Consider the following 21715-nt stretch of genomic DNA (forward strand, 5'->3'; position numbering starts at 1 on the left):
CGGCGCCGCTGGCCGTTCAGAAGCCGACGTCCACGTTGACGTTGAGCACGCCGATGGTCTGCGCGTAAACCCCGCCGGAGTCGGGAGCCCTCGAGTTGCCCGCCAGGCCTGCGGTGATGCTCTTTCCCGTGGTGTCCCGGCTCGCATAGAACAGGTGCGTGTACGACGCCCCGAGGTGCAGCTTCTCCGCGAGCTCGAAGCGCCCCCCCACGGCGAACGAGACATCGTGAAAGTCGGTGGCCGACGGATCCAGGGTGTCGTCAGGCACAGCGTTGGAGTCGTACCCGACGCCGCCGAAGAGCTCGACCGGGGGCTTCGGCCAGTAGCTGACGCCCGCGCGCACGCCGAACGTGTCGTTCCAGCGCCGCACGATGTTCTGCACCACGCCGACGGGGTCGACGGCGGAGCCGTCGCTCTCGATCGCGCACGACGCGCCCACCTGCGTGAGGCACTGGTTTTCCATCGAGCTCCACCGCGTCCAGTCGCCGAAGAGCCGGATCTCCAGGCGCTCCGCCGGGACGAAGCGGGCGCCGAGCCGGACGATATCGGGCAGCCCCTGGTGAAGCTCGACGGCGGTCGGAGCGCTCGACACGCCGTTGAATCGGTTGGTCAGCGTGCCTTCGAGCGTCTCGCCCCCCGTGACGTTCGGCCGCGACTGGTACGACGCGCCCACCCAGAGCTTCTCCGGCATCGCCTCGATCAGCGCGCCGACGCCGAAGCTCGCGTGCAGCCCGCTCACCTCGAGCAGCGAGCGCCCCTCGGTGGCAAGGAGGTTGTCGCCGGAGGCGTTGCGGGCGCGGACGGTGCTCACCTGCGTCCGGATCAGGTTCCCCGACGCGCCGAGGCTCAGGCGGAGCGCCGGGATCTTGTAGGCCGCCGCGAGCGTGAAGAACATCGCCTGGAGCGAGGACTCGATGGAGTGCCACCGCTGCACGCCGTCGACGGGCCCGGCGAGATCGCCATTGTCGTCGAAGGCGCTGTTCCTGCCCCAGGACGCCGCGCCGCCGAAGGGCACGTAGATACCGGCGCCCAGCGCCAGGTCGCCGAACCTGCCCGACGCGCCGAGCATCGGCGAGGCGGCCTCGTTGAGCAGGCGCGCCTCACCGGTGTTCGCCTCCGGCACCGTCACGTCGTCGGACGCCGCCTGCGTGTGCGCGTAGGACGCGGCGCGCAGCGCGAAGGTCCCGTCCAGGAACAGGTGAATCCCCTCGCTCTCGGCGAGGCCCGCGGGGTTGTAATAAACGGCGGTCGGATTGCCGGTGATCGGGTTGCCGTGCTCACCGCCGAACCGCGCGGTCGCGAAGCCGCCGGCGAACGCCGGCCCGGTCCAGACAAGGCCGCCGAGGAGGCCGACGGAGAGCGCGATGCAGTGGCGGTGGATGAGCATGGCCGGGTGTTCTCGGTACGGGGCGGAGGAACGCGCACCTGCGACAGACCTGCGTGGTAGGGTGTGTCACCTGCCAGCTCGCGGGACGTTCGACCCGATCGAGTCAGATGTCACCTTTCGCACGGTGTCAAATGCTTTTCTCCCGCCCCATCCGGACAACGCTCGCCTCTGCCACCCTCTCCTGCGCCGCGCTCCTCGCCGGGTGCGCCGACCCGCAGGGCAGATACGATGACTTCGAGACGCGCGACACCGCGATCCGAGAAGACCAGGCCGGCGGCGAGGGCGGCAACGACGGAGAGGGCGGCAACGGCGGTGGTGGGAGCGGCGACTGCCTTCCGGAGGCAGGGGCCCCCGATGGCGACTTCTTCTTCAGCCTTTCTGCCTATCTCAGCCCACGGGCCCCCATCGTCTTCTTGAGCAAGCTGACCACCGAGGCGAGCGACGGCGGCCTGAGCTTCTCGCTGAGCTTCCAGCCGCTGGAGGCCGCGGATCGCAAGACGCCCACGGGCGAGCCGTTCGACGTCGGGCCCTACGAGGTGTCCGCCGACGGGCAGTTCACCGCGGAGCTTCCGACGATCGTGGTGCCAGGCAACGCCAACCCCATCTCCGGCAGCGAGCTCGAGGCCACCATCACGCTGACCGGCGCCCTCTGCGCGCCCGCCGACTTCGTCTGTGGCGACGTGACCGGCACGGCGACGAGGCCGATCGCCCTGGATCTCAAGGGATCGACGTTCGCGATGGAGCGCATCACCGATCCGAGCAGCTACCCGGCGCCGGTCATCAACTGCGACAGGGATCCGGCGCGCCCGCTCCCGTGATCGCCCGGTAGCGCAGGCGCCGTCGACGGACGTCGATGTACGGCGGGATCTCGAGCGAGCGCGGCCGACGGTTCGGGCCGCGCAGCGGCTCGCCGGGCGGGGCCTAGGCCAAGGCCTCGGCTGCGGCGGTGCCTTCGAGCTCGATCAGCGAGATCTCGGACGGCGCGCCGACGCGCATCGGCGGGCCCCAGTAGCCGGTCCCGCGGCTCACGTAGATCTGGGTCTCGCCGTGGGAGGACAGCCCGGCCACGTAGGGCTGATCGAGGCGCACGAAGAGGCCCCAGGGGAAGATCTGGCCGCCGTGGGTGTGGCCGCTGAGCTGCAGGCCGACCCCGCGCTCCGCGGCCTCCAGGATCTGCTTGGGCTGGTGCGCGAGCAGCACGAGCTCCCGGGAAGGATCCCGCCCGGCGAGCGCGCGCGCGAGGTCGGGGCCATGATCGCGGCCCATGTTGCGGGAGCTCCAGTCGTCGACCCCGGCCAGGTCGAAGCTGAGCTCGCCCTCGCCGATCGTGACGCGCTCGTTGCGGAGCACCCTCACGCCGAGCCGGCGGAGCTCCGCGATCCACGCCTCGACGCCGGAGTAGTACTCGTGATTGCCCGTCACGAAGAAGACCCCGTGCCTGGCGCGCAGATCGGCGAGCGGGGCGGTGTGCTCCCGGAGCTCTTCCACGGAGCCGTCGACGAGATCTCCCGTGATCGCGACGACATCCGGCTCGAGGGCGTTCACGCGCGCGACGACGCGCTCCAGCCACTCCCGTCCGATCGTCGGACCGATGTGAAGGTCCGTGAGCTGAACCACGCGAAAGCCCGACATGGCGGCGGGGAGACGGCGGAGGCGGACGCGCACCGGGCGGACGGCGACCTCGCCGAGGGCGCTCGCGGCGCCAGCGAAGCCGAGGCCGACCGCGAGCGCGCCGACCGCGCCCGCGATGGCGCGCGAGAGGAACGTGCGGCGATCGCTGTCGAGCGGCGGCTGGCTCAGGAGCGCCGTGACGCCGTGGGCGCCGAGGCGGACGAGCTCCGAGGTGAGCAGGAGGAAGAAGAGCAGGACGGCGAGGCCGACCCACGTGTAGACGACGCCCGCGACGACGCTGCCGATGTGCCGGGGGAGCGCGCGCGTGACGAAGAGGCCGACCGGCACGAGCAACGCGAGCACCACCAGGGCCACGCTGCCGACGCGGTGCCAGAGCGGGCCAAGATCGGGCGCGCGGATCAGGCGCTGCCAGAGGTAGTAGTGGACGCCGGCCACGATGGCGCTGAAAACACCGATGAAGAGGAGGAAGGGGAGGAGAGGCCGCTGCACGCGCCCAGCATGACCACGGCAGCGCGCGCCTGCCGCTCCGATCCACGCCGGTGCGGGGACCGGCAACACTTTTTAACGGGCCGGTGGAGCTAGAGCGTGTTGACGCACACGCCGAACCCCGGAGGGTAAGCGCTGCTGCCGCCCTGGCACTTGGCGCCTGCGCCGCAGTCCCGCGCACTCCCGTCGATGCGGCAGAGCTGCTTGCACTGGTTCGTCAGCATCGAGCACACGAACCCGGGCGCGCACGGGCAAGACTCGTTGGCCCGGCCGGCGCCGGGCGTCACGCAGCTCGTCGTCCCGTCCTCGCGGACGATAGTGCAGGTCTGCCCTGCCGGACAGACGCTGTCGTTCAGGAGCTCGCAGTTCACCGCGGGAACGCAGACCGGGATCGAGACCGGAGCGCCCCCTTCGAGGATGGATTCGGCCATCGGCCGCTCGTCGCAGTACGTTCCAGGCGAGCAGCTCTCGACGTTGCCGCAGCAGTATTGCCGGCACACGCCGCCCTCTCCGTCGACCGCCGCGCAGCCCAGCCCGATCGCGCAGTCCGTGCCCCGGTGACAGGGGCCGCCCTTGTCGAAGCGGCCCACCGGCCGGCAGCTCGGAATCGCGTCGCCGTCGACGAGCGCGAGCTGGCAGTGCAGCATCTGCGCGGGGGACATCCCCGTGCCCGCGCCGCCCTCCGACGACGAGCACTCGCCCGGATCGCCCCCCGGCGTGCAGCCGTCGCCGCACAGGTGAGCGAAGCGCGTGTAAGGATCCGGCGGCCCTCCGGGCGCGGGGATGTTGACGTCCTCTTCCACCGCGGTGGCCCCGCCGCCCCCGCCGAGGTCGTCGCCGCCGGCGCCGGCGCTCACGAACGGCGCGGAGTCGCCCGAGCCGGTGGACCCCTCCTGGCCCGGTGTCCCCCCCGTGTACTCCGCGGGGTCGCCAGCCGTTTCGTCGGACTGGGCCATCCCACACGCGGAGACCGCGGCGATCGCGAGCGCCGCGAGACCATGAAGCAGCAGGGAACGTTGGTAGCTCATTCCAGGGTCACCAGAAAAGAACAAGCGGAGTGAGCGTATCATGTCCCCATTCAGCATTCATAGAATGTGCCGTCCCGGCGTGCCTCCGATGCACGCTGGCGCAACGTGGGTCGGGACGCCGTCGTTCGCGATGCGCGGCGTACGCGGCACGCGGGAGCGCCGCTCCTGACCGGGCGCCTGGCGCAAGCATGACGCCGGTGTCGCGCCGAGGGCGGCGCCCCGCAGCCGAGGGCGGCGCCCCGCAGCCGAGGGCTGCGCCCCGCACCGCAGGAAGGGCGCGGTGACGGCGCCTACCGCGCCTCGATGTCACGGGTGACCACGTTGCCCGCGCTGTCGTAGGCGCGCACCGCGAGCAGGTGCGAGCCGGGCGGCACGATCGCGCTGAGGTCCGCGTCGAACGGCTCCGCCGCCTCGTCGAAGATGCCGTCGCTCGGGAAGATGGGTCGCCACTCCTCCAGGCCGGCGATCGAGACCTCGACGCGAGCGACAGGGCCGAGGCCGTCCACGACCTCGCCCGTGAGCCGGCGTCCCTGCAGCGCGAGCGTCCGGAACAGCGGCGGCGTGGCGTCGACGAGGACGGTCCCCGACTCGAGGCTGTGGCGCAGCGTGCGCTCCGGCGGGTTCGCCAGCTCGTCGCTCGCCTCGACCAGGATGCGGTACTCCCCCTCGGGGAGCGCGGTCGTGTCCCACACGTGCTCGGCGCGCGTCACCTTCTCGCCCGGCTTCAGCATGCTGCGCCACGTCGACTGGCCCTCCATGCGGTAGGACAGCCGGTAGCGGAGGTCGTCCTGATCCGGGTTGTCGACCTTCCACGTGAGCTGCAGCGAGGTCACGGGCTTCGGCGCCTCCCCGCCCGACGGCGGGAAGCTCGTGCGCGAGGGCTTCGTCTGTCCCTTCGGCGCCGCTTCGATCGACGTGACCACCGCGCGCGCGTTGTCGGTGACGAACGCGAGCTTCACCTCGCGGAGCACAGCGCCAGGATCGCGGCTCCAGCGCGCGCGAATTTGCACGAAGCGCGCCGGCGGGCTCTTCGTGTCGCCCGGCGCCGCGAGCGCGGGAGACCACGGGCTCCAGGTGCTGTCCGGCGTGTCGGTGTTCCCGCTCCGGGTCTCGAGCTCCAGCGCGCCGTCGGAGCGCCACGTGAGGCGCCCGAACGTCGCCCGCAGCCCGGCGTCGAGCACCTTGCTCGTCCACACCGCCGAGGCGCCGCCGACGCCCTTCACCTCGTGGAACACCGCGGGATCGGTGGTGGCGATGAACCTGCGCTTCCCGGCCAGCAGGAACGCGCCGACCTGGCGCTCGTCCGTGTCGGCGACGAGCCGCGCGACGTGGTTGTCGCTCACCGTGTAGAGCTGGCCTTCCGCGCCGGTCCCGACGAACGGCGTGAGATCGTCGCCGAGGCCGAGCGAGACGTAGTGGGTGTCGTCGTCGCTCATCATCCGCTCGGCGACGCCGCTCCGATCGAAGCGCACGAGCAGGCCCTTGCCGGGCTTCTGCGCGCGCGCGGGCTGCGGCGACGGCGGCCCGCTCCGGTTGCGCTTCGGCGGCGCGAACGCCTCGGCGTACTTGTTGGCGATCGCGTAGATGGCGCCGCCCTTCGCGCCCGGCGCGACGGCGATGGCCTTCACGTCGTCGGCGTCGAAGTCGTGGAGCACGGTCGCGCGCCCGGGCGCCGTGAGCTTGTAGAGGAGCGCCTTGCCGTTCGAGCCGGCATAGACGGCGCCGTCGTCCGCGACCGCGACGCTCACGAGGTGCGGCTCGTCGCTGTCGAAGTACACCTGCGCTTTCCCCGCGGCGTCGATGCGGAACAGCTTCCCCTCGGGGCCGGTCGCCGCGTACAGCGCCCTGGCCCTGGGGTCGTAGGCGAGGCCCCAGATGTCCTCCGTCTGCGGGAGCTCGGCGAAGAGCTTCGCAGGGCCGCCGTTGCCGCCGCCGCGCGGCAGGCGGTAGAGCTTGCCCTCGGGGAACGTCCCCGCGATGACGTCGCCGTCGAACGCGATCGCGAGCGCGCTGACCGCCATCTGCCCGGTCGTGGCCACGACCGCGACCCGGCCGCCCGACACGCCGTAGATCTTCCCCTCGTTGCCCGTGCCGAGCAGCACCGTCCCGTCCGGCAGCGCCGCGGAGCTCCAGACGGACGTCGCGTCCGGCAGCGGCGTCGCGCCGAGCGTCAGCCCGGCGCGCACGTTGCCGTTCGAGTCCACGCTGACCCCGGTGAGATCCCCGTCCTTGAGGTCCTCGAGCGTCTTGAGCTCGAAGCTGCGCGTGCCCACCGCGTGGGCCGGGAGCGCGACGAGCCCCGCGGCGGCGACGGCCGCGGCGAGGGCCGCTCGCGAAGAGGATACGGCGTGAGGGCGTGAGGATCGGGGATGGGCAGGAGAGCGCTTGGTGCTCATGGATCGCAGGATTGAAGGGGGGTCAGGGAGGAGAGGGAGGCCGGGAGCCAGCGCGGCTCAGCGGAGGATAGGCCGGACCGTGACGCTCACGGTGTCCTTACCGACCAGGAAGCGCTTGAGGGAGACCGGCACCTGCACCTGCGCGCCGAAGGTCTCGGGCGCGTCGGAGTCGGAGCTCGGGCGCAGCGTGTCCATCGCGCCCGGCGGGAGCCGCGAGGCGACCTTGCCGCGGTACGCGGCGCCGTTCTCCCGGAGCTTGAACGTGGCGACAACGCTCTCCGGGTCGTGGCTCTGGTGCGGCAGCATCGCCACGAGCTCGGCGACGTTGTTCGGCGTCGCCATCGGGCGCTCGACCTCGTAGCCGGGCGACAGCTCGATGTCCACCTGGCCGCCGGCGAGCTCGCGCGGCACCGGCACCTCGATGACGCGCGACTCGACGGGGCCGAGGTGGGGCTGGAGGTCGAGGCGGATCCGCGCGGGCGCGCCCGCGTCGATCTCCGGCTCGAGCACCTTCGCGCCGCGCAGCAGGACGACCTCGCGATCGAAGGTGACCTTCACGCGGGTGTCGACGCGCTCGATCGTGACGTCCTCCCACGGGTTGTTGAGGAGCGAGCCCATCGCCCGGACGAGCCGGCTGCGGACGAAGTCGTCGGCGCTGAGCGGGGTGCCGTTGCCCGCGCCGAAATCGACGAGGGAGATCGTGCCATAGCGCCCGATCTTGAGCTGGCTCACCGCCCGCCAGGTCATGTCCCGCCGCTCGGCCGTGGTCGCCTCGACCGCGTTGCCGATCGCCATCGACACGAAGGACGGCGCCAGGAACTGGTCGTGCGCGACCTCCACGTTCCACGTCGGGTGCGGCGCGCCGTCGACGCCGTCGATCTGGACGCGCATCGGGAAGACCGGCGCCTTCGCCGCGCTGTCGACCACGATCGCGGCCTGCCGGTCGTTGACCAGCGAGCCGACCGACCGCACCGCCTCGCCAATCTTGAAGCTCCGGTTCTGGCTCGCGAGGATCCAGTGCACCCGGGCGATCGCCGTGGGGAGGTTGGCCACGCCGCCGTTCATCATCGGGTGGCCGAAGGCGACCAGCTTGTCGCCCGACACGCGCGTGACCGTGCCGATGCCCATGGCGGAGATGTCGCCGCGCACGAGCTCGACGCCGATCGCCCCGCCGTCGACGTACTTCGTCGGCGCGCCCGGCTCGGGGCTCATGGACGAGCCGCCGCCGGCCTGCATCGGCTCGAGCCCCATCGGGCCGAGCAGGTCGCCCGCGATGCGCAGCGACGTCCCGCCGAGCCCGCCGAGCATCACCGGCGTCGACGCGCGCGCGAGGCCCGTCGACTCGGGCGGGGCGAGCGCCGGCGCGACCCGCGCGGCGATCTGGCGGGCGTGGCCGGCGAGGTCGTAGGCGTCGACCGCCCCCACGAAGCCGCGGCCGCCGTGGAGCCGGGCGGGCGCCGCGGCGCGCGGCGGCGCGCCGCCGATGGCGCTCACCGGGGCGGGCAGCGGGCCGCCGACCTTCGGGGCGATCCCCGGCGGGAGCGGCCGCGCGAGCTCGTCGAGCATCGACTTGATCGGCGTCACGCCGGCGATCGCCTCCGCGCCGAAGAGCCAGCCGTACGCATAGGCGCCGATCATCTTGCCGTTCACGTAGATCGGGCTGCCGCTCATCCCCGCCACGGTGCGGGCGATCTCGAGGCGCGGGTGCTGCGTCTTGATGAGGATGAGGTCCTGGTTCGGCCGGAAATTGCGGAGGGTCGAGATGACCTCGACATCGAACTTCTCGGGCGTGGTGCCGGAGAACACGGTCAGGCCGTATCCCTTCATCCCCGGCTTCACCTCGGAGACGGGCATCGTGTCGGGCGGCGTGGAGATCGCCTGAGCCGTGCCGAGGCCGACTGCGGTGCTGCACGCGGCGCCGGCGAGCAAGCTCAGGGGGATGAGGCGCCCTTCACGGTCGACGAGGGCGCGGGCGGCGCCCGCGATCGCCCTCGCGCAGCGGGACGCGAGCGGGACGGCCCGCGCGGCGAAGAAGGAATCCGGACGAAAACACGGTGATTCGCGCAGAGGCACGGACCCAGCTTAGCCCGGATTTGGGTGCGGGACAGAGCCGGGGCTCGAGGAGCGCGAGGCGGGCCGGCGCGCACCCCGGGTCGATCATTTCCAGCGGCGAGGTGCGCCGGTGACGCTAGGCTTCGCTCCGTGAAGGATATCGCGGCGACCGCGACGCTCATTCTGGCGTTCGCCACCTGGGTGACCGTCCACGTCGCGCTCGCGGCGCGGCTCGTGCTCCGGAGCCAGCCCCGCTGGCGCGGGCTCGTCGCGCTGGTGGTGCCGCCCCTCGCGCCGATGTACGGCTTCCGGCAGGGGTGGCGGCGGATGAGCACGCTGTGGCTGGTGTGGCTCATCGTGTACGTGCTCGCGCACCTCGTCGCGCGGGCCTGAGGAGCAGGGCGTGGCGGCCGACGTGCTGACATGAAGGCTGACGTGAAGGCTGACGTGAAGGCTGCAATGACGGCGAAGCGGCGCCCGGGCGCGCCGCCGGGCCTCGTCGTGGGCACGATGAACTTCGGCGGCCGCACGCCGCCCGAGGAGGCCGAGCGCATCGTCCACCGCGCGCTCGAGCGAGGGATCACCGCGTTCGACACGGCCAACCTCTACCAGGACGGCGCGTCCGAGCGGATCCTCGGCCGGGCGCTCCGCGGCCGCCGGGCCGAGGTGCAGATCGCCACCAAGGTCGGCCTGCGCCGCGTCCGGGGCAAGGCCGAGGGCCTCGGGCGCGCGCAGGTGATCCGCGCCCTGGAGGAGAGCCTCGGGCGGCTCGGCACCGACCACGTCGACGTCTACTACCTGCACGCGCCGGATCCGGAGACGCCCGTCGAGGAGACGCTCGCCGCGATCGACGCCCTGCTCGAGCAGGGGAAGATCCTGCACGTCGGGGTCAGCAACCACGCCTCGTGGCAGATCCTGGAGCTCATCGCGCGCCGCGACGCCGAAGGGAAGGCGCGCCCCGCTGTCTCTCAGGTGCTCTACAACGCGCTCATCCGTCAGCTCGACCTCGAGTACGCCGCGTTCGCGAGGCGGTATTCGGTCCCCACCGCGGTGTACAACCCGCTCGCGGGCGGGCTGCTGACCGGGCGGCACGCCGGGCCGGACGCGACGCAGGCGGGCTCGCGCTTCGAGGACAACCGCCTCTACCAGCGCCGGTACTGGAGCGGGCGCATGTTCGAGCTCGCGGCCAGCTACGCGGCCGTGGCGGCGGACGAGGGGATGAGCCTGCTCGAGCTGTCGTACGCGTGGCTCGCGGGGCGGGATGTTGTCGACTCCATCGTGGTCGGCCCCGTCCGGGTCGAGCACCTCGACGCGGCCGCCGACGCGACCCGGCGCGCGATCTCGCCGGAGGCGGCGCGGCGCGTGGATGCGCTCCACCGCGACCACCTCGGCACGGACGCGAGCTACGCGCGGTGACGGACTTCCTGCTGCCCGAGGCCAGGACGCTCGACGTCGCGGGCCCCCTCGCCGACTACGCCGCCCGCGGGTACGCGCGGCTCGGCCGCGTGATGAGCGACGCCGGGCTCGCGGCGCTCCGCGCGCGCTCGGACGACCTGATGCTCGGGCGCGTCACGTACCCCGGGCTCTTCTTCCAGCACGACGCCGAGTCGGGCCGCTACGAGGACCTGCCGTACGGCAAGGGGTACCAGGGGCCGAGCACGTCGTACCGCAAGATCGAGAAGCTCGAGAAGGACCCGCTGTTCCGCGCCTGGATCGAGAACCCGCTCTTCGAGCGGATCACGCGGTCGCGCATCGAGGGCGAGATCGCCATCTACCGCGCCGTGCTCTTCACCAAGGCCGCTTCCGGCGGGACGCCGCTGCCGTGGCACCAGGACGGCGGCAGCTACTGGGGCCTGGATCGCGACCCCGAGCTGCAGATCTGGACGGCGCTCGACGACGCGCCGCTCGAGGCCGGCTGCGTCGAGGTGCTCGAGGGCAGCCACCGGGACGGGCTCGCGACGCCGCTCGGCGGGGTCGTCCCGAGCGACCGCGTGCGCGCCGCCGACGCGGACGCCCGCAAGGTCGCGCTGCCAGCGCGCGCAGGCGAGGCCCTGCTGATCCACAACTACCTCTGGCACTGCTCCGCGGTGAACCGCAGCGGCCAGCCGCGGCGGGCCCTCACCATCTGTTACATGAGCAGGGCGACCCGCTGCCTCAGGAAGAAGAGAGCGCCGCGCGCGTTCACCCCGGTGTTCTGAGCCGGCCCCGGGAATTGCGGGCGCGGCGGTGCCGTCGGCCACCGCGCTCGACGAGCCCCCCGCCTCTCCCCCGCCCCGCGTTTCGACGATTTTTCACCCCGCGGCCCCGCGGTGTCGCCCGCGCACCGTAAGGGTGGACGCCGCAAGCCGCGGCAAGTTGCCGCAGCACGCGGCGCCCTGCCGCGCTGCCGGCCCATGGCCCTCCCCCGCGGCAATCTGCCGCGGTCACGCGGCGTTTTGCCGTCTTGTCGCACCCCACCAGCAGGCCATAACTGGGCCCGCGCGTCGCTCCGACGCTACACAAACCCTATGGCTCGGTTCCTGTTCCCACGATGGGCCAACAAAGTGGTCCCGCTGGGGCTCCTCTTCGGAGTCCTGCCCCTCGGTGCCGCTGTGATCGGCGGATTCTGGTACTACGGTACCAACAAACATATTGAGGTCGGGTATCAACCGGATCAACCGGTTGACTACTCACACAAGCTGCACGCCGGCGACCTCGGTATTGACTGCCGGTATTGCCACAACACTGTGGAAGTATCCGGCTTCGCCGCCGTTCCACCGACCGAAACGTGCATGAACTGTCATGCCAAGGTGCGGAGGGACAGCGAAAAGCTTCTGCTCGTTCAGGAGAGCTGGGCGACCGATCAACCCATTCCCTGGGTCCGCGTCCACAACCTGCCCGACTATGCCTATTTCGACCACTCAGCCCACCTGGCTGCTGGGGTCGGCTGCGTGAGCTGCCACGGCCGCGTCGATCAGATGCACAAGGTCCGGCAGGTCGCGCCGCTCTCGATGGGATGGTGTCTGGACTGCCACCGCAATCCAGGTCCCCACCTCCGCAATCCCGCCGACGTCACCAAGATGGATATGGCGCCCTCGACGGCCGTCATGGCGGCCGGGGTCCCCCCGAACCCGGAACCTTATCAAGATCGCGTGCCAGCGGTCACGACCTCCGGGCGGCAGGTGCAGGCGCCGCTCCACTGCTCGGGGTGCCACCGATGAAACGAACTCCTCTCCCCCTCGCCCAGGACCTCTCTGGAAAGACCTACTGGCGCAGCCTGAACGAGCTCGCCGGCTCCCCCGACTTCGTCGACGCGATCGCGCGCGAGTTCCCGCCGGGCGCGATCGAGCCGCCGACGGACGGGGACGGCGTCGGGCGGCGCACGTTCCTCTCCCTCATGGGCGCGTCGCTCGCGCTCGGCGGCCTCGTCGGCTGCCGCCGGCCCGTCGAGCAGATCCTGCCGTACTCGCGCGCGCCGGAGGAGGTCATCCCCGGCCAGCCGCTCTTCTTCGCGACGGCGCTGCCGATGATGGGCACCGCGTTCGGCGTCCTCGTCGAGAGCCACGAGGGGCGGCCCACCAAGATCGAGGGCAACCCGAAGCACCCCGAGAGCCTCGGCGCGACCACCATCTACACCCAGGCCGCCGTCCTCGACCTCTACGATCCCGACCGCAGCAGCTCGCCGCGCGAAGGGGCGAACGCCAGGTCGTGGGACGACGCGGCCGCGTTCCTGCGCTCCGAGGGCGACAAGCTCCGCGGCCGCGGCGGCAAGGGGCTCACGATCCTGACCGAGGCCCACCGCTCGCCCACCCTGGCGGCGCGCCTCGCCGATCTGCGCAAGACGCTGCCGGAGGCGCGCGTCGTCCGGTACGAGCCGTTCTCGCGCGACGCCTCCCGCGAGGGCGCGCGGCTCGCCTTCGGCAGGCCGCTCGAGACCTCGCTCGACCTGACCAAGGCGCGCGTGATCGTCGCGCTCGACGCCGATCTGTTCGGCACCGACGGCAGCCCGATCAAGCAGGCGCGCGCGTTCGCGGCGGGCCGCGCGGTCGACAAGGACCCGCAGTCGATGAACCGCCTGTACGCCGTCGAGAGCACCTTCACGATCACCGGCGCGTCGGCGGATCACCGGCTCCGCATCCAGAGCCGCAAGATCGCCGCCTTCGCCTTCGCGCTCGCCGCCGAGCTCGGCAAGCGCGGGGTCGCGCTGGACGCGGACGTGCTCAAGGCGATCGAGGGCAAGTCGGGCGGGCTCGACGCGAAGGCGACCCGGTACGCCGCCGCCATCGCCGCCGACCTCGCGGCGAACCGCGGCCAGGGCGCCGTCGTCGCGGGGCGCTCGCAGCCGAAGGAGGTGCACGCCGTCGCGCACCTCATCAACCTCGCCCTCGACAACACCGGCAAGGCGGTCCGGCTCGTGGCGCCGTTCGACGAGTCGCGCGAGGGCCCCGAGGCGATCGTCGAGCTCGCGCGCTCCATCGAGCGCAACGAGGTCGAGACGCTGCTCATCCTCGGCGGCAACCCGGCCTTCGACGCGCCCGCCGACGCGCGCTTCGCCGACGCGCTCGCCAAGGTGCCCGTCAGCGTGCACGTCTCGACGCACGTCGACGAGACGAGCGAGCGCGCCCGCTGGCACCTGAACCGCGCCCACCCGCTGGAGTCGTGGAGCGACGTCCGCGCAGAGGACGGGACGGCCAGCATCGCGCAGCCGCTCATCGCGCCGCTCTTCGGCGGCAGGACCGACGCCGAGGTCATCGAGCTCCTGCTCGGCGGCACGCGGACGGCCTACGACCTCGTGCGGGCGACGTGGATGACGGCCGAGGGCGCGAAGCGCACGGAGCAGGACATCCGCCGCGCGCTGCACGACGGCCTCGTGGCGGGGACCCAGCTCACGGACGAGCTGGTCACCGCCGCGCCGCAGGCCGCGGTCGAGGCGCTGCGGGCGTTCGCCCCGGCGGCCGAGGGCCTGGAGGTGACCTTCCGGCCCGACCAGCACGCCTGGGACGGCCGGTTCGCGAACAACGGGTGGCTCCAGGAGCTGCCCCACCCGATGACGAAGCTCACCTGGGGCAACGGCGCGTGCCTGTCGCCGTCGACGGCGGCGCGGCTCAACGTGAAGGACGGCGACATCGTGACGCTGTCGGGCGCCGGGGCCCAGGTCCGGATCCCCGTCGTCGTCGCGCCGGGGCAGGCGGACGACTCGGTGGCGATCAGCGTCGGCCAGGGGCGGCGCGCGCAGCTCCGCGTCGGCCGCGGCGTCGGCGTCGACACGACGCCGCTCCGGAAGAGCGACGCCTTCGAGGTCGCCGGCGGCTTCTCGCTGGAGAAGACCGGCGAGGTCGCGGCGCTCGCGCGCACCCAGGAGCACTTCGTCATGGAGGGCCGCCCGCTCGCGCGCGAGGGGACGCTCGCCCAGCTCCAGAGCGACCCGGAGTTCGCGCAGAAGCAGGTCCACGTGCCGGCGCTGTTCAGCCTCTTCAAGGAGCCGAACCGCAGGCAGGGGCACGCCTGGGGCATGAGCATCGATCTCAACGCCTGCATCGGCTGCAACGCGTGCGTGGTCGCCTGCCAGGCGGAGAACAACATCCCGGTCGTGGGCGCCGACGGCGTGCGCGAGACCCGCGAGATGCACTGGCTCCGCATCGACCGCTACTACCAGGGCACGAACGCGGACGAGCCGGAGAGCATCCAGCAGCCGCTCCCCTGCCAGCACTGCGAGAACGCGCCGTGCGAGCAGGTCTGCCCGGTCGCCGCCACGGCGCACAGCCCCGAGGGGCTGAACGACATGGCGTACAACCGGTGCGTCGGCACGAAGTACTGCGCCAACAACTGCCCGTACAAGGTCCGTCGCTTCAACTTCTTCGAATACGGCCAGCCGGACTCCGAGCAGCGGAAGATGCAGTACAACCCCAACGTCACCGTCCGGTCGCGGGGCGTCATGGAGAAGTGCACGTTCTGCGTGCAGCGGATCAACCACGCCAAGATCGAGGCCAAGCGAGAGGGACGTGAGCACGTCAAGGACGGCGAGGTCGTGACCGCGTGCCAGGGCGCGTGCCCGACGCGGGCCATCGTCTTCGGCGACCTCAACGACCAGCAAAGCCAGGTCTCCGTGACGTCCGCGAGCCCGCGCGGCTACCGGATGCTCGACGAGATCAACACCAAGCCGCGGGTCACCTACCTCGCGAAGATCCGCAACAAGAACCCGGAGCTCGCCGACGCATGAGCGCCACAGCACCCCTCCAGGTCGAACATCCCCGGCTCTCGGAGCGCGCTGCCCTCTTGGACGAGGCGCCGCTCGTGCAGGGGAAGGACGACTTCCGTTCGATCACCGACAAAGTCACGGGCATCGTGCTCAACAAGGCACCGTCGGGATGGTTCATCCTGCTGTGCCTCGCCATCAGCATCCTGCTCATCCTCGGCGGCTCGCTGGTCCACCTCGTCGGGACCGGTATCGGTATCTGGGGCCTGAACACCACGGTCAACTGGGCGTGGGACATCACCGGCTTCGTGTTCTGGGTCGGTATCGGCCACGCCGGCACGCTGATCAGCGCCATCCTCTTCCTCTTCCGCCAGAAGTGGAGGACGAGCATCAACCGCGCGGCGGAGGCGATGACGATCTTCGCCGTCGCGTGCGCCGCCATCTACCCGGTCGCCCACCTCGGCCGGATCTGGTTCGCCCACTGGCTGTTCCCGATCCCGAACCAGATGAGCATCTGGCCGAACTTCAAGAGCCCGCTGCTCTGGGACGTCTTCGCCGTCTCGACGTACGCGACGGTCTCGGCGCTCTTCTGGTTCGTCGGGCTCATCCCCGACATCGCCACGCTCCGCGACCGGGCCACGACCCGGACGAAGCAGATCGTCTTCGGGATCCTGAGCCTCGGGTGGCGCGGTTCGCACCGCCACTGGCTCCACTACGAGAAGGCGTACCTCATCTTCGCCGGGCTCTCGACGCCGCTCGTGCTCAGCGTGCACACGATCGTGTCGTTCGACTTCGCCGTCTCGATCGTCCCCGGCTGGCACACCACCATCTTCCCGCCGTACTTCGTCGCGGGCGCCATCTTCAGCGGGTTCGCGATGGTCGTCACGCTGATGGTGTTCGCGCGTAAGGCGTTCGGCCTCGAGGGGCTCATCACCATCCGGCACCTCGAGAACATGAACAAGGTGATCGTCGCGACGGGCACCATGGTCGGCTACGCGTACGCCATGGAGCTCTTCATCGCCTGGTACAGCGGCAACGAGTACGAGCGGTTCGCCTTCGCGAACCGCATCCTCGGCCCGTACGCCTGGGCCTACTGGACCATGGTGAGCTGCAACGTGATCTTCCCGCAGCTCTTCTGGTTCAAGAAGGTGCGCACCAGCATCCCCGCGATGTTCGTGATCTCGATCCTGGTCAACATCGGGATGTGGTTCGAGCGCTTCGTCATCATCGTGACGAGCCTCCACCGGGACTTCCTCCCCTCCAGCTGGACCTACTTCCGCCCGACCATCTGGGACATCTCGACGTTCTTCGGCTCGTTCGGCCTCTTCTTCACGCTCTTCCTGCTGTTCGTCCGCTACCTGCCGATGGTCGCGATCAGCGAGGTGAAGGGGATCACGGCGGCGGCCGACCCGCACGGCTCGCACAAGCACGAGGAGGCGCACCATGCAGCGTGACAGCGACCCTCCGAGCCAGAAGCGCTCCGAGGAGGCCGCCTCCGCCGAGGAGGCAAGGGACTCGGCCCGCGCCGGCGCGGCCGACAGCAAGCCGCAGGGCTTCGTGCCGGCCGACGAGGCCGAGTACGACAAGCCCCACGAGGAAGGGCCGCACGGCAAGGCCCTGCTCGCCTCCGAGCGCCAGGTCGAGCGCCGGCACGAGCAGGACGCGGTCCTCGAGGCGTCCGGGGAGCGGATCCCGTACGCGCTCATGGGCTACTTCACGACCCCGGCGGACATCTACCACGCGTGCGAGGCGCTCCGGGACGCCGGGTACAGCCGCTTCGACGCGCACACGCCGTTCCCCGTGCACGGGCTCGAGAAGGCGATGGGGCTCAAGCCCTCTCCCCTGCCGTGGCTCGTGCTCATGGGCGGCGTGACGGGGCTCGTCAGCGCCGTCCTGCTCGCCTGGTACACGCAGCTCTACGACTACCCGCTCATCATCAGCGGCAAGCCGTCGTTCTCGTACCAGGCCTTCATCCCGATCTTCTTCGAGCTCACGGTCCTCTTCTCGGCGCTCACGTGCTTCTTCGGGCTCTTCGTGCTCGGGCGCCTGCCGTCCTTCTTCCACCCCACCATGACGCACCCCTCGTTCCCCCGGGCGACCGACGACGCCTTCTTCATCAGCGTCGAGGTGACCGACCCGAAGTTCGACGCCACCGAGACACGCAACCTCCTCCAGCGCGTCGGCGCGCAGGGCATCAGGGAGGTCTCCTCGTGAAACGCTGGTGTATTCCCCTCCTCGTCCTGCTGGCGGGCTGCCGCGGGCAGGCGAGCAGCGATCCGCCGATCCACGTCTTCGGCGACATGGACTGGCAGCCGAAGTTCCAGCCCGAGGAGGGCACCCGGCTGTTCCCCGACGGTCGCGCCATGCGGCCGCTCGTCGAGGGCACGGTGTCCCAGGGCGCGCTCGACGAGAGCGAGGCCTACCGGACCGGCAAGGACGGCGACACGTTCCTGGCGATGGCGCCCGTGGCCGTCGACGAGTCGGTGATCCGGCGCGGCCAGGATCGCTTCAACATCTACTGTGCGCCCTGCCACGACCAGTCCGGGAGCGGGCAGGGCATGGTGGTGAAGCGCGGGTACCCGCCGCCGATCGACCTCGCGTCCGACCGGGCGCGCGGGCTGCCCGACGGCGAGATCTTCCACGTCATCACGAACGGCGTGCGGAACATGCCGTCTTATCGGAAGCAGATCCCGGTCCGGGACCGGTGGGCGATCGTCACGTGGGTGCGCGTGCTGCAGCAGAGCCAGCACGGGCGCGTCGACGACGTCCCGGAGGCCCAGCGGGGCAACATCGCGAAGGAGAGCGGAACTCCATGAAGTCCCACGGAAGTGCTCTGGCCGAGGACACGAAGGTCCTCGATAAGGCGGTCGCGAAGCGGCTCGTCTCGAGGAGCATGGTGCTCGCCATCGTCGGCGTGGCGCTCTCGGCGCTGGCGGCGGTCGTCGACGCGAAGCGCTTCGCGTTCTCGTACCTGACCGGCTTCACCTGGCTCGTGACCATCGGGCTCGGCGCGCTGTTCTTCGTGATCATCCAGCACCTGACCCGCGCGCGCTGGTCGGCGGCCGCGCGCCGCCACATGGAGTGGATGAGCGGCGTCCTGCCCGCGTGCGCCGTGCTGTTCCTCCCGGTCGCCGTGCTCGGCCACGACATCTACCACCACTGGATGGGGCCCGAGGCCGCGAACGACCACATCCTCCATCAGAAGACGCCCTACCTCAACCCGACCTTCTTCTACATCCGCGCGGCGGTGTTCCTCGCGGCGTGGGCGGGCCTCTCGCTGTGGTTCATCAAGACCTCGCGGGCGCAGGACGAGAGCGCCGACTTCCGGCCCACGGCGAAGATGCGGGCGTTCAGCGCCCCGGCCGTCATGATCTTCGGGCTCACCATCTCGTTCGCGGCCTTCGACTGGCTGATGAGCATCGACCCGCACTGGTACTCGACGATCTTCGGCGTCTACGTGTTCGCCGGCGCGGCCACGAGCTCGCTCTCGGCGCTCGCGCTGATCACGATCGCCCTCCACAAGGCGGGGCTCCTGCGCAAGGTGAGCAACGTCGAGCGCCAGCACGACATCGGCAAGCTCCTCTTCGGCTTCACGATCTTCTGGGCCTACATCGCGTTCTCGCAGTTCATCCTGATCTGGTACGCCAACATCCCGGAAGAGACGATCTTCTACCGTCACCGCTGGGAGGGCTCGTGGAAGGTCGTGAGCCTGGCGCTGCTGTTCGGTCACTTCGTCGTGCCGTTCCTCGTCCTGCTCTCGCGGCACGCCAAGCGCAGCCCGCTCGTCCTCGGGGCGGCGTCGGTGCTGATGCTCGTTATGCACTACGTCGACCTCTACTGGCTGGTCATGCCGAACGTGGATCACCACGGCGCGCACCTGAGCTGGATCGACGCCGCCGGCTTGCTCGGACCGCTGGGCGTGGGAGCCTGGGTGCTCTCGCTTCAAGCGGCCAAGAGCCCGCTGTATCCTCTGAACGACCCTCACCTTGCCGAAGCGGCTCGGATCGACAACCCGTAAGGAGCCGGCCATGAGCGAAGCGACCGAAAGCACAGCGACCGATCACGGCGAGCACGAGCACGCCGAGGCGGATCGCCCGAACAACACGCTCATCTTCGTGATCGTGATCGCCACGCTGGCCTCCCTCGTGGTGACCGTGCTCTTCGTCAACGAGATCTTCAAGGCGACGATGGAGCGCGAGATCTCGAGCAAGGTGCTCGAGCCGCCGAACAGCGCGCTCCGCGGCCTGCGCGCGATGGAGCAGGAGCGCCTCGGCCGCTTGCAGTGGGCGAACGAGAAGGACCGCATCGTCCGCATCCCTGTCGACCAGGCCGTGGCGCTCACCCTGAAGGCCTACCAGGAGAACCGCATCGGGCTGCCCATCCCGGGCGCGAGCGCCACGCCCGCGCAGGCGGCGCAGCCGGGGCAGCCCGAGGACGGCGCCACGAAGCCGGACGAGGCCGCGGCGCCGAACGCCGAGAACGGCGCGCCGCTCCAGGGCCAGGACGCGACGAAGCCCGCCGACGCCGCGAACAAGCCCGCCGACGCGAAGCCTGCCGACGCGAAGCCTGCCGACGCGAAGCCTGCCGACGCGAAGCCCGCCGACGCGAAGCCCGCCGACGCCGCCAAGCCTGCCGACACCAAGCCCGCGAAGCCTGCGGACGCCAAGCCCGCCCAGCCCGGAGGCGCGGCGCCCAAGCCGGCGCCTCCTGCTCCGGTGCAGTGATGTCCCGCCCGCTGTCCGCCCTGCTCGCGCTGCTCGCGCTCGTGGTGGCCACCGTCACCCCGGCGCGGAACGCGCGGGCAGCGGACACGACCATTCCGACAGAGCTCGTCGGCGTCGATATCGAGGAGCGGCCGGGAGCGATGCTCCCGCGCGAGCTCCGGCTCCGGGACCAGTCGGGACAGGAGGTAGAGCTCGGCCGGTATGCGTCGGGGGACAAGCCCCTCGTCCTGGTGCTCGGCTACTACGAGTGCCCGATGCTGTGCTCGCTGGTGCTGAACGGCGTGCTGCAGGCCATGAAGGAGACCGACTGGAGCGCGGGCACGGAGTACCGCACCCTGGTCGTGAGCTTCGACCCGCGCGACACGCCGGATATCGCGCGCAAGAAGCGGGCGAACTATATTGAGGCCTACGGCAGGCCGGTGACCGGCGACGGCTTCGACTTCCTTGTGGGGGACGAGGCGTCGGTGCGTGCGCTCGCCAACGCCGTGGGCTTCGGCTACCGATGGGACGAGACGACGAAGCAGTACGCACACGCGGCAGGCGCGTTTGTCTTCACGCCAGACGGGCGCCTGTCGCGTACGCTGTACGGCATCTCTTTTCCACAGAAGAACTTCGGCCTCGCGCTGCGCGAAGCGGGCAGCGGGAAGGTGGGGAGCGCCTGGGATCGGGTGCTCCTGTTCTGTTTCCATTACGATCCCAACGCCCGGGGGTACGTCCTGGCGACGAAGCGGCTGATGAAGGCGTCAGGCGCCGTCACGGTCGTGCTGATCGGGCTCTGGCTCATTCGCTTCTGGCGGACTGAACGCTCCCGCTCGAGGGCGCGCGTAAACGAGGCTTCCTAGACACAAGGTGGCGGAGCCACAACTATGGTGATGAAAAACCCGATCGAACTCGGCTCCTTCTGGCTGCCCCGCCAGGGCTCGACGCTCGCTGAGCGCATCGACTCCGCCTGGGACGCGGCCTACTGGGTCTCCGTCTTCTTCTTCATCCTGGTCGTCGGGGCGGTCGTGCTGTTCGCCGTCAAGTACAAGCGGCGCAGCGAGAACGACAAGACGAGCCCCATCGACCACAGCACGACCGTCGAGGTCGTGTGGACGCTGATCCCGCTCGCCATCGTCATCGCGCTCTTCTTCGTGGGCATGCGCGGCTACGTGCACGCCTCCGTGGCGCCGGCCGAGGCCTACGAGATCAACGCCACCGGCGAGATGTACCTGTGGACGTTCACCTACCCCGACGGGACGACGACCGTGAACGAGCTCGCCGTCCCGCGCGGGCGCCCGGTGCGGATGATCCTGAGCTCGAAGGACATCCTCCACAGCTTCTACATCCCGGAGTTCCGGGTGAAGCAGGACATGGTCCCGGGCTCGTACACGTCGGTGTGGTTCGAGGCGACGGAGGCGCGCGAGACGGTGCTGCTGTGCACCGAGTACTGCGGCTCCGGCCACTCCGACATGATGGCCACGGTCAAGGTGCTGGAGCCGTCGGACTTCGAGAAGTGGCTCGAGGGCAACAACAACAGCGACCTCCCGCCCGAGGAGCTCGGCAAGACGCTCTTCGCGAAGCGGAGCTGCGCGACCTGCCACTCGCTCGACGGCACGCGCCTCCAGGGCCCCTCGCTCAAGGGGCTGTTCGGCCGCGAGGAGGAGCTCGCGGACGGGTCCAAGATCGTCGCGGACGAGAACTACTTCCGCGAGAGCGTGTTCAACCCGCAAGGCCAGGTCGTCCGCGGCTACCCGCCGGTGATGCCGTCGTTCAAGGGGCTCCTCAAGGACAGAGAAGTGGACGCGCTCATCGCTTACCTCAAGACGGTGAAGTGAGCGCCGGGGAGAAGCAGT

General features: G+C 70.7%; 18 protein-coding genes. 13 read left to right on the top strand and 5 right to left on the bottom strand.

Annotated features, from left to right (window positions below):
* Positions 1 to 16: 16 nt before the first annotated feature.
* Positions 17 to 1387, bottom strand: a complete 1371-nt coding sequence (locus WME76_RS35845; RefSeq protein WP_437956684.1) for an OmpP1/FadL family transporter — start codon at positions 1385 to 1387, stop codon at positions 17 to 19.
* Positions 1388 to 1518: 131 nt separating this feature from the next.
* Here WME76_RS35845 and WME76_RS35850 point away from each other — a divergent pair, with 131 nt between their 5' ends.
* Positions 1519 to 2205 (top strand): hypothetical protein, encoded by a 687-nt coding sequence (locus tag WME76_RS35850; protein WP_437956685.1) that lies wholly within the window; start codon positions 1519 to 1521, stop codon positions 2203 to 2205.
* Between the two features lie 103 nt (positions 2206 to 2308).
* Here the strand turns inward: WME76_RS35850 and WME76_RS35855 are convergent, their stop codons facing one another.
* From WME76_RS35855 to WME76_RS35870, 4 genes are all read right to left on the bottom strand, one after another.
* Positions 2309 to 3508 (bottom strand): metallophosphoesterase, encoded by a 1200-nt coding sequence (locus WME76_RS35855; protein WP_437956686.1) that lies wholly within the window; start codon positions 3506 to 3508, stop codon positions 2309 to 2311.
* 89 nt (positions 3509 to 3597) lie between these two features.
* A complete protein-coding gene (locus WME76_RS35860; RefSeq protein ID WP_437956687.1) occupies positions 3598 to 4533 on the bottom strand; it encodes a hypothetical protein in 936 nt (311 codons plus the stop codon).
* Positions 4534 to 4823: 290 nt separating this feature from the next.
* Positions 4824 to 6929 carry a hypothetical protein gene (locus WME76_RS35865; RefSeq protein ID WP_437956688.1) on the bottom strand — a complete coding sequence of 702 codons (2106 nt, stop codon included), beginning with the start codon at positions 6927 to 6929 and terminating at the stop codon, positions 4824 to 4826.
* A gap of 57 nt (positions 6930 to 6986) precedes the next feature.
* Positions 6987 to 9002, bottom strand: a complete 2016-nt coding sequence (locus tag WME76_RS35870; RefSeq protein WP_437956689.1) for a SpoIVB peptidase S55 domain-containing protein — start codon at positions 9000 to 9002, stop codon at positions 6987 to 6989.
* A 129-nt stretch (positions 9003 to 9131) separates the two neighbouring features.
* Here WME76_RS35870 and WME76_RS35875 point away from each other — a divergent pair, with 129 nt between their 5' ends.
* The 12 genes from WME76_RS35875 to coxB all read left to right on the top strand — a co-directional run bounded on the left by WME76_RS35875 (position 9132) and on the right by coxB (position 21697).
* Complete coding sequence (locus tag WME76_RS35875) at positions 9132 to 9374, top strand: hypothetical protein (protein ID WP_061620488.1); 243 nt, start codon at positions 9132 to 9134, stop codon at positions 9372 to 9374.
* Between the two features lie 30 nt (positions 9375 to 9404).
* A complete protein-coding gene (locus WME76_RS35880; protein WP_437956690.1) occupies positions 9405 to 10397 on the top strand; it encodes an aldo/keto reductase in 993 nt (330 codons plus the stop codon).
* Positions 10394 to 11179: a phytanoyl-CoA dioxygenase family protein gene (locus tag WME76_RS35885; RefSeq protein ID WP_437956691.1), complete on the top strand. Its 786-nt coding sequence runs from the start codon at positions 10394 to 10396 to the stop codon at positions 11177 to 11179. The genes WME76_RS35880 and WME76_RS35885 overlap by 4 nt, the downstream gene beginning before the upstream one ends.
* 309 nt (positions 11180 to 11488) lie before the next feature.
* On the top strand, positions 11489 to 12181 hold the full coding sequence (locus WME76_RS35890; RefSeq protein ID WP_061620487.1) for a cytochrome c3 family protein: 693 nt from the start codon (positions 11489 to 11491) through the stop codon (positions 12179 to 12181).
* Complete coding sequence (locus tag WME76_RS35895; RefSeq protein WP_437956692.1) at positions 12178 to 15180, top strand: TAT-variant-translocated molybdopterin oxidoreductase; 3003 nt, start codon at positions 12178 to 12180, stop codon at positions 15178 to 15180. The genes WME76_RS35890 and WME76_RS35895 overlap by 4 nt, the downstream gene beginning before the upstream one ends.
* Positions 15177 to 16610 carry an NrfD/PsrC family molybdoenzyme membrane anchor subunit gene (nrfD, locus tag WME76_RS35900; protein ID WP_437956693.1) on the top strand — a complete coding sequence of 478 codons (1434 nt, stop codon included), beginning with the start codon at positions 15177 to 15179 and terminating at the stop codon, positions 16608 to 16610. The genes WME76_RS35895 and nrfD overlap by 4 nt, the downstream gene beginning before the upstream one ends.
* Positions 16600 to 17370, top strand: a complete 771-nt coding sequence (locus WME76_RS35905) for a DUF3341 domain-containing protein (RefSeq protein ID WP_437956694.1) — start codon at positions 16600 to 16602, stop codon at positions 17368 to 17370. Before nrfD ends, WME76_RS35905 begins: the two co-directional genes overlap by 11 nt.
* Positions 17367 to 17972 (top strand): c-type cytochrome, encoded by a 606-nt coding sequence (locus WME76_RS35910; RefSeq protein ID WP_437956695.1) that lies wholly within the window; start codon positions 17367 to 17369, stop codon positions 17970 to 17972. Before WME76_RS35905 ends, WME76_RS35910 begins: the two co-directional genes overlap by 4 nt.
* A complete protein-coding gene (locus tag WME76_RS35915; protein WP_437956696.1) occupies positions 17969 to 19174 on the top strand; it encodes a hypothetical protein in 1206 nt (401 codons plus the stop codon). The genes WME76_RS35910 and WME76_RS35915 overlap by 4 nt, the downstream gene beginning before the upstream one ends.
* 10 nt (positions 19175 to 19184) lie before the next feature.
* The gene (locus WME76_RS35920) at positions 19185 to 19880 is read left to right on the top strand and encodes a hypothetical protein (protein WP_437956697.1); all 696 of its coding nucleotides are present in this window, start codon (positions 19185 to 19187) and stop codon (positions 19878 to 19880) included.
* On the top strand, positions 19880 to 20722 hold the full coding sequence (locus WME76_RS35925) for an SCO family protein (protein ID WP_437956698.1): 843 nt from the start codon (positions 19880 to 19882) through the stop codon (positions 20720 to 20722). The genes WME76_RS35920 and WME76_RS35925 overlap by 1 nt, the downstream gene beginning before the upstream one ends.
* A gap of 30 nt (positions 20723 to 20752) precedes the next feature.
* Positions 20753 to 21697: a cytochrome c oxidase subunit II gene (coxB, locus tag WME76_RS35930; RefSeq protein ID WP_437956699.1), complete on the top strand. Its 945-nt coding sequence runs from the start codon at positions 20753 to 20755 to the stop codon at positions 21695 to 21697.
* Positions 21698 to 21715 lie beyond the last annotated feature (18 nt).

This window comes from Sorangium sp. So ce119, from assembly GCF_051524405.1.
In the GTDB taxonomy this organism is placed as follows: Bacteria; Myxococcota_A; Polyangia; order Polyangiales; family Polyangiaceae; genus Sorangium; species Sorangium cellulosum_G.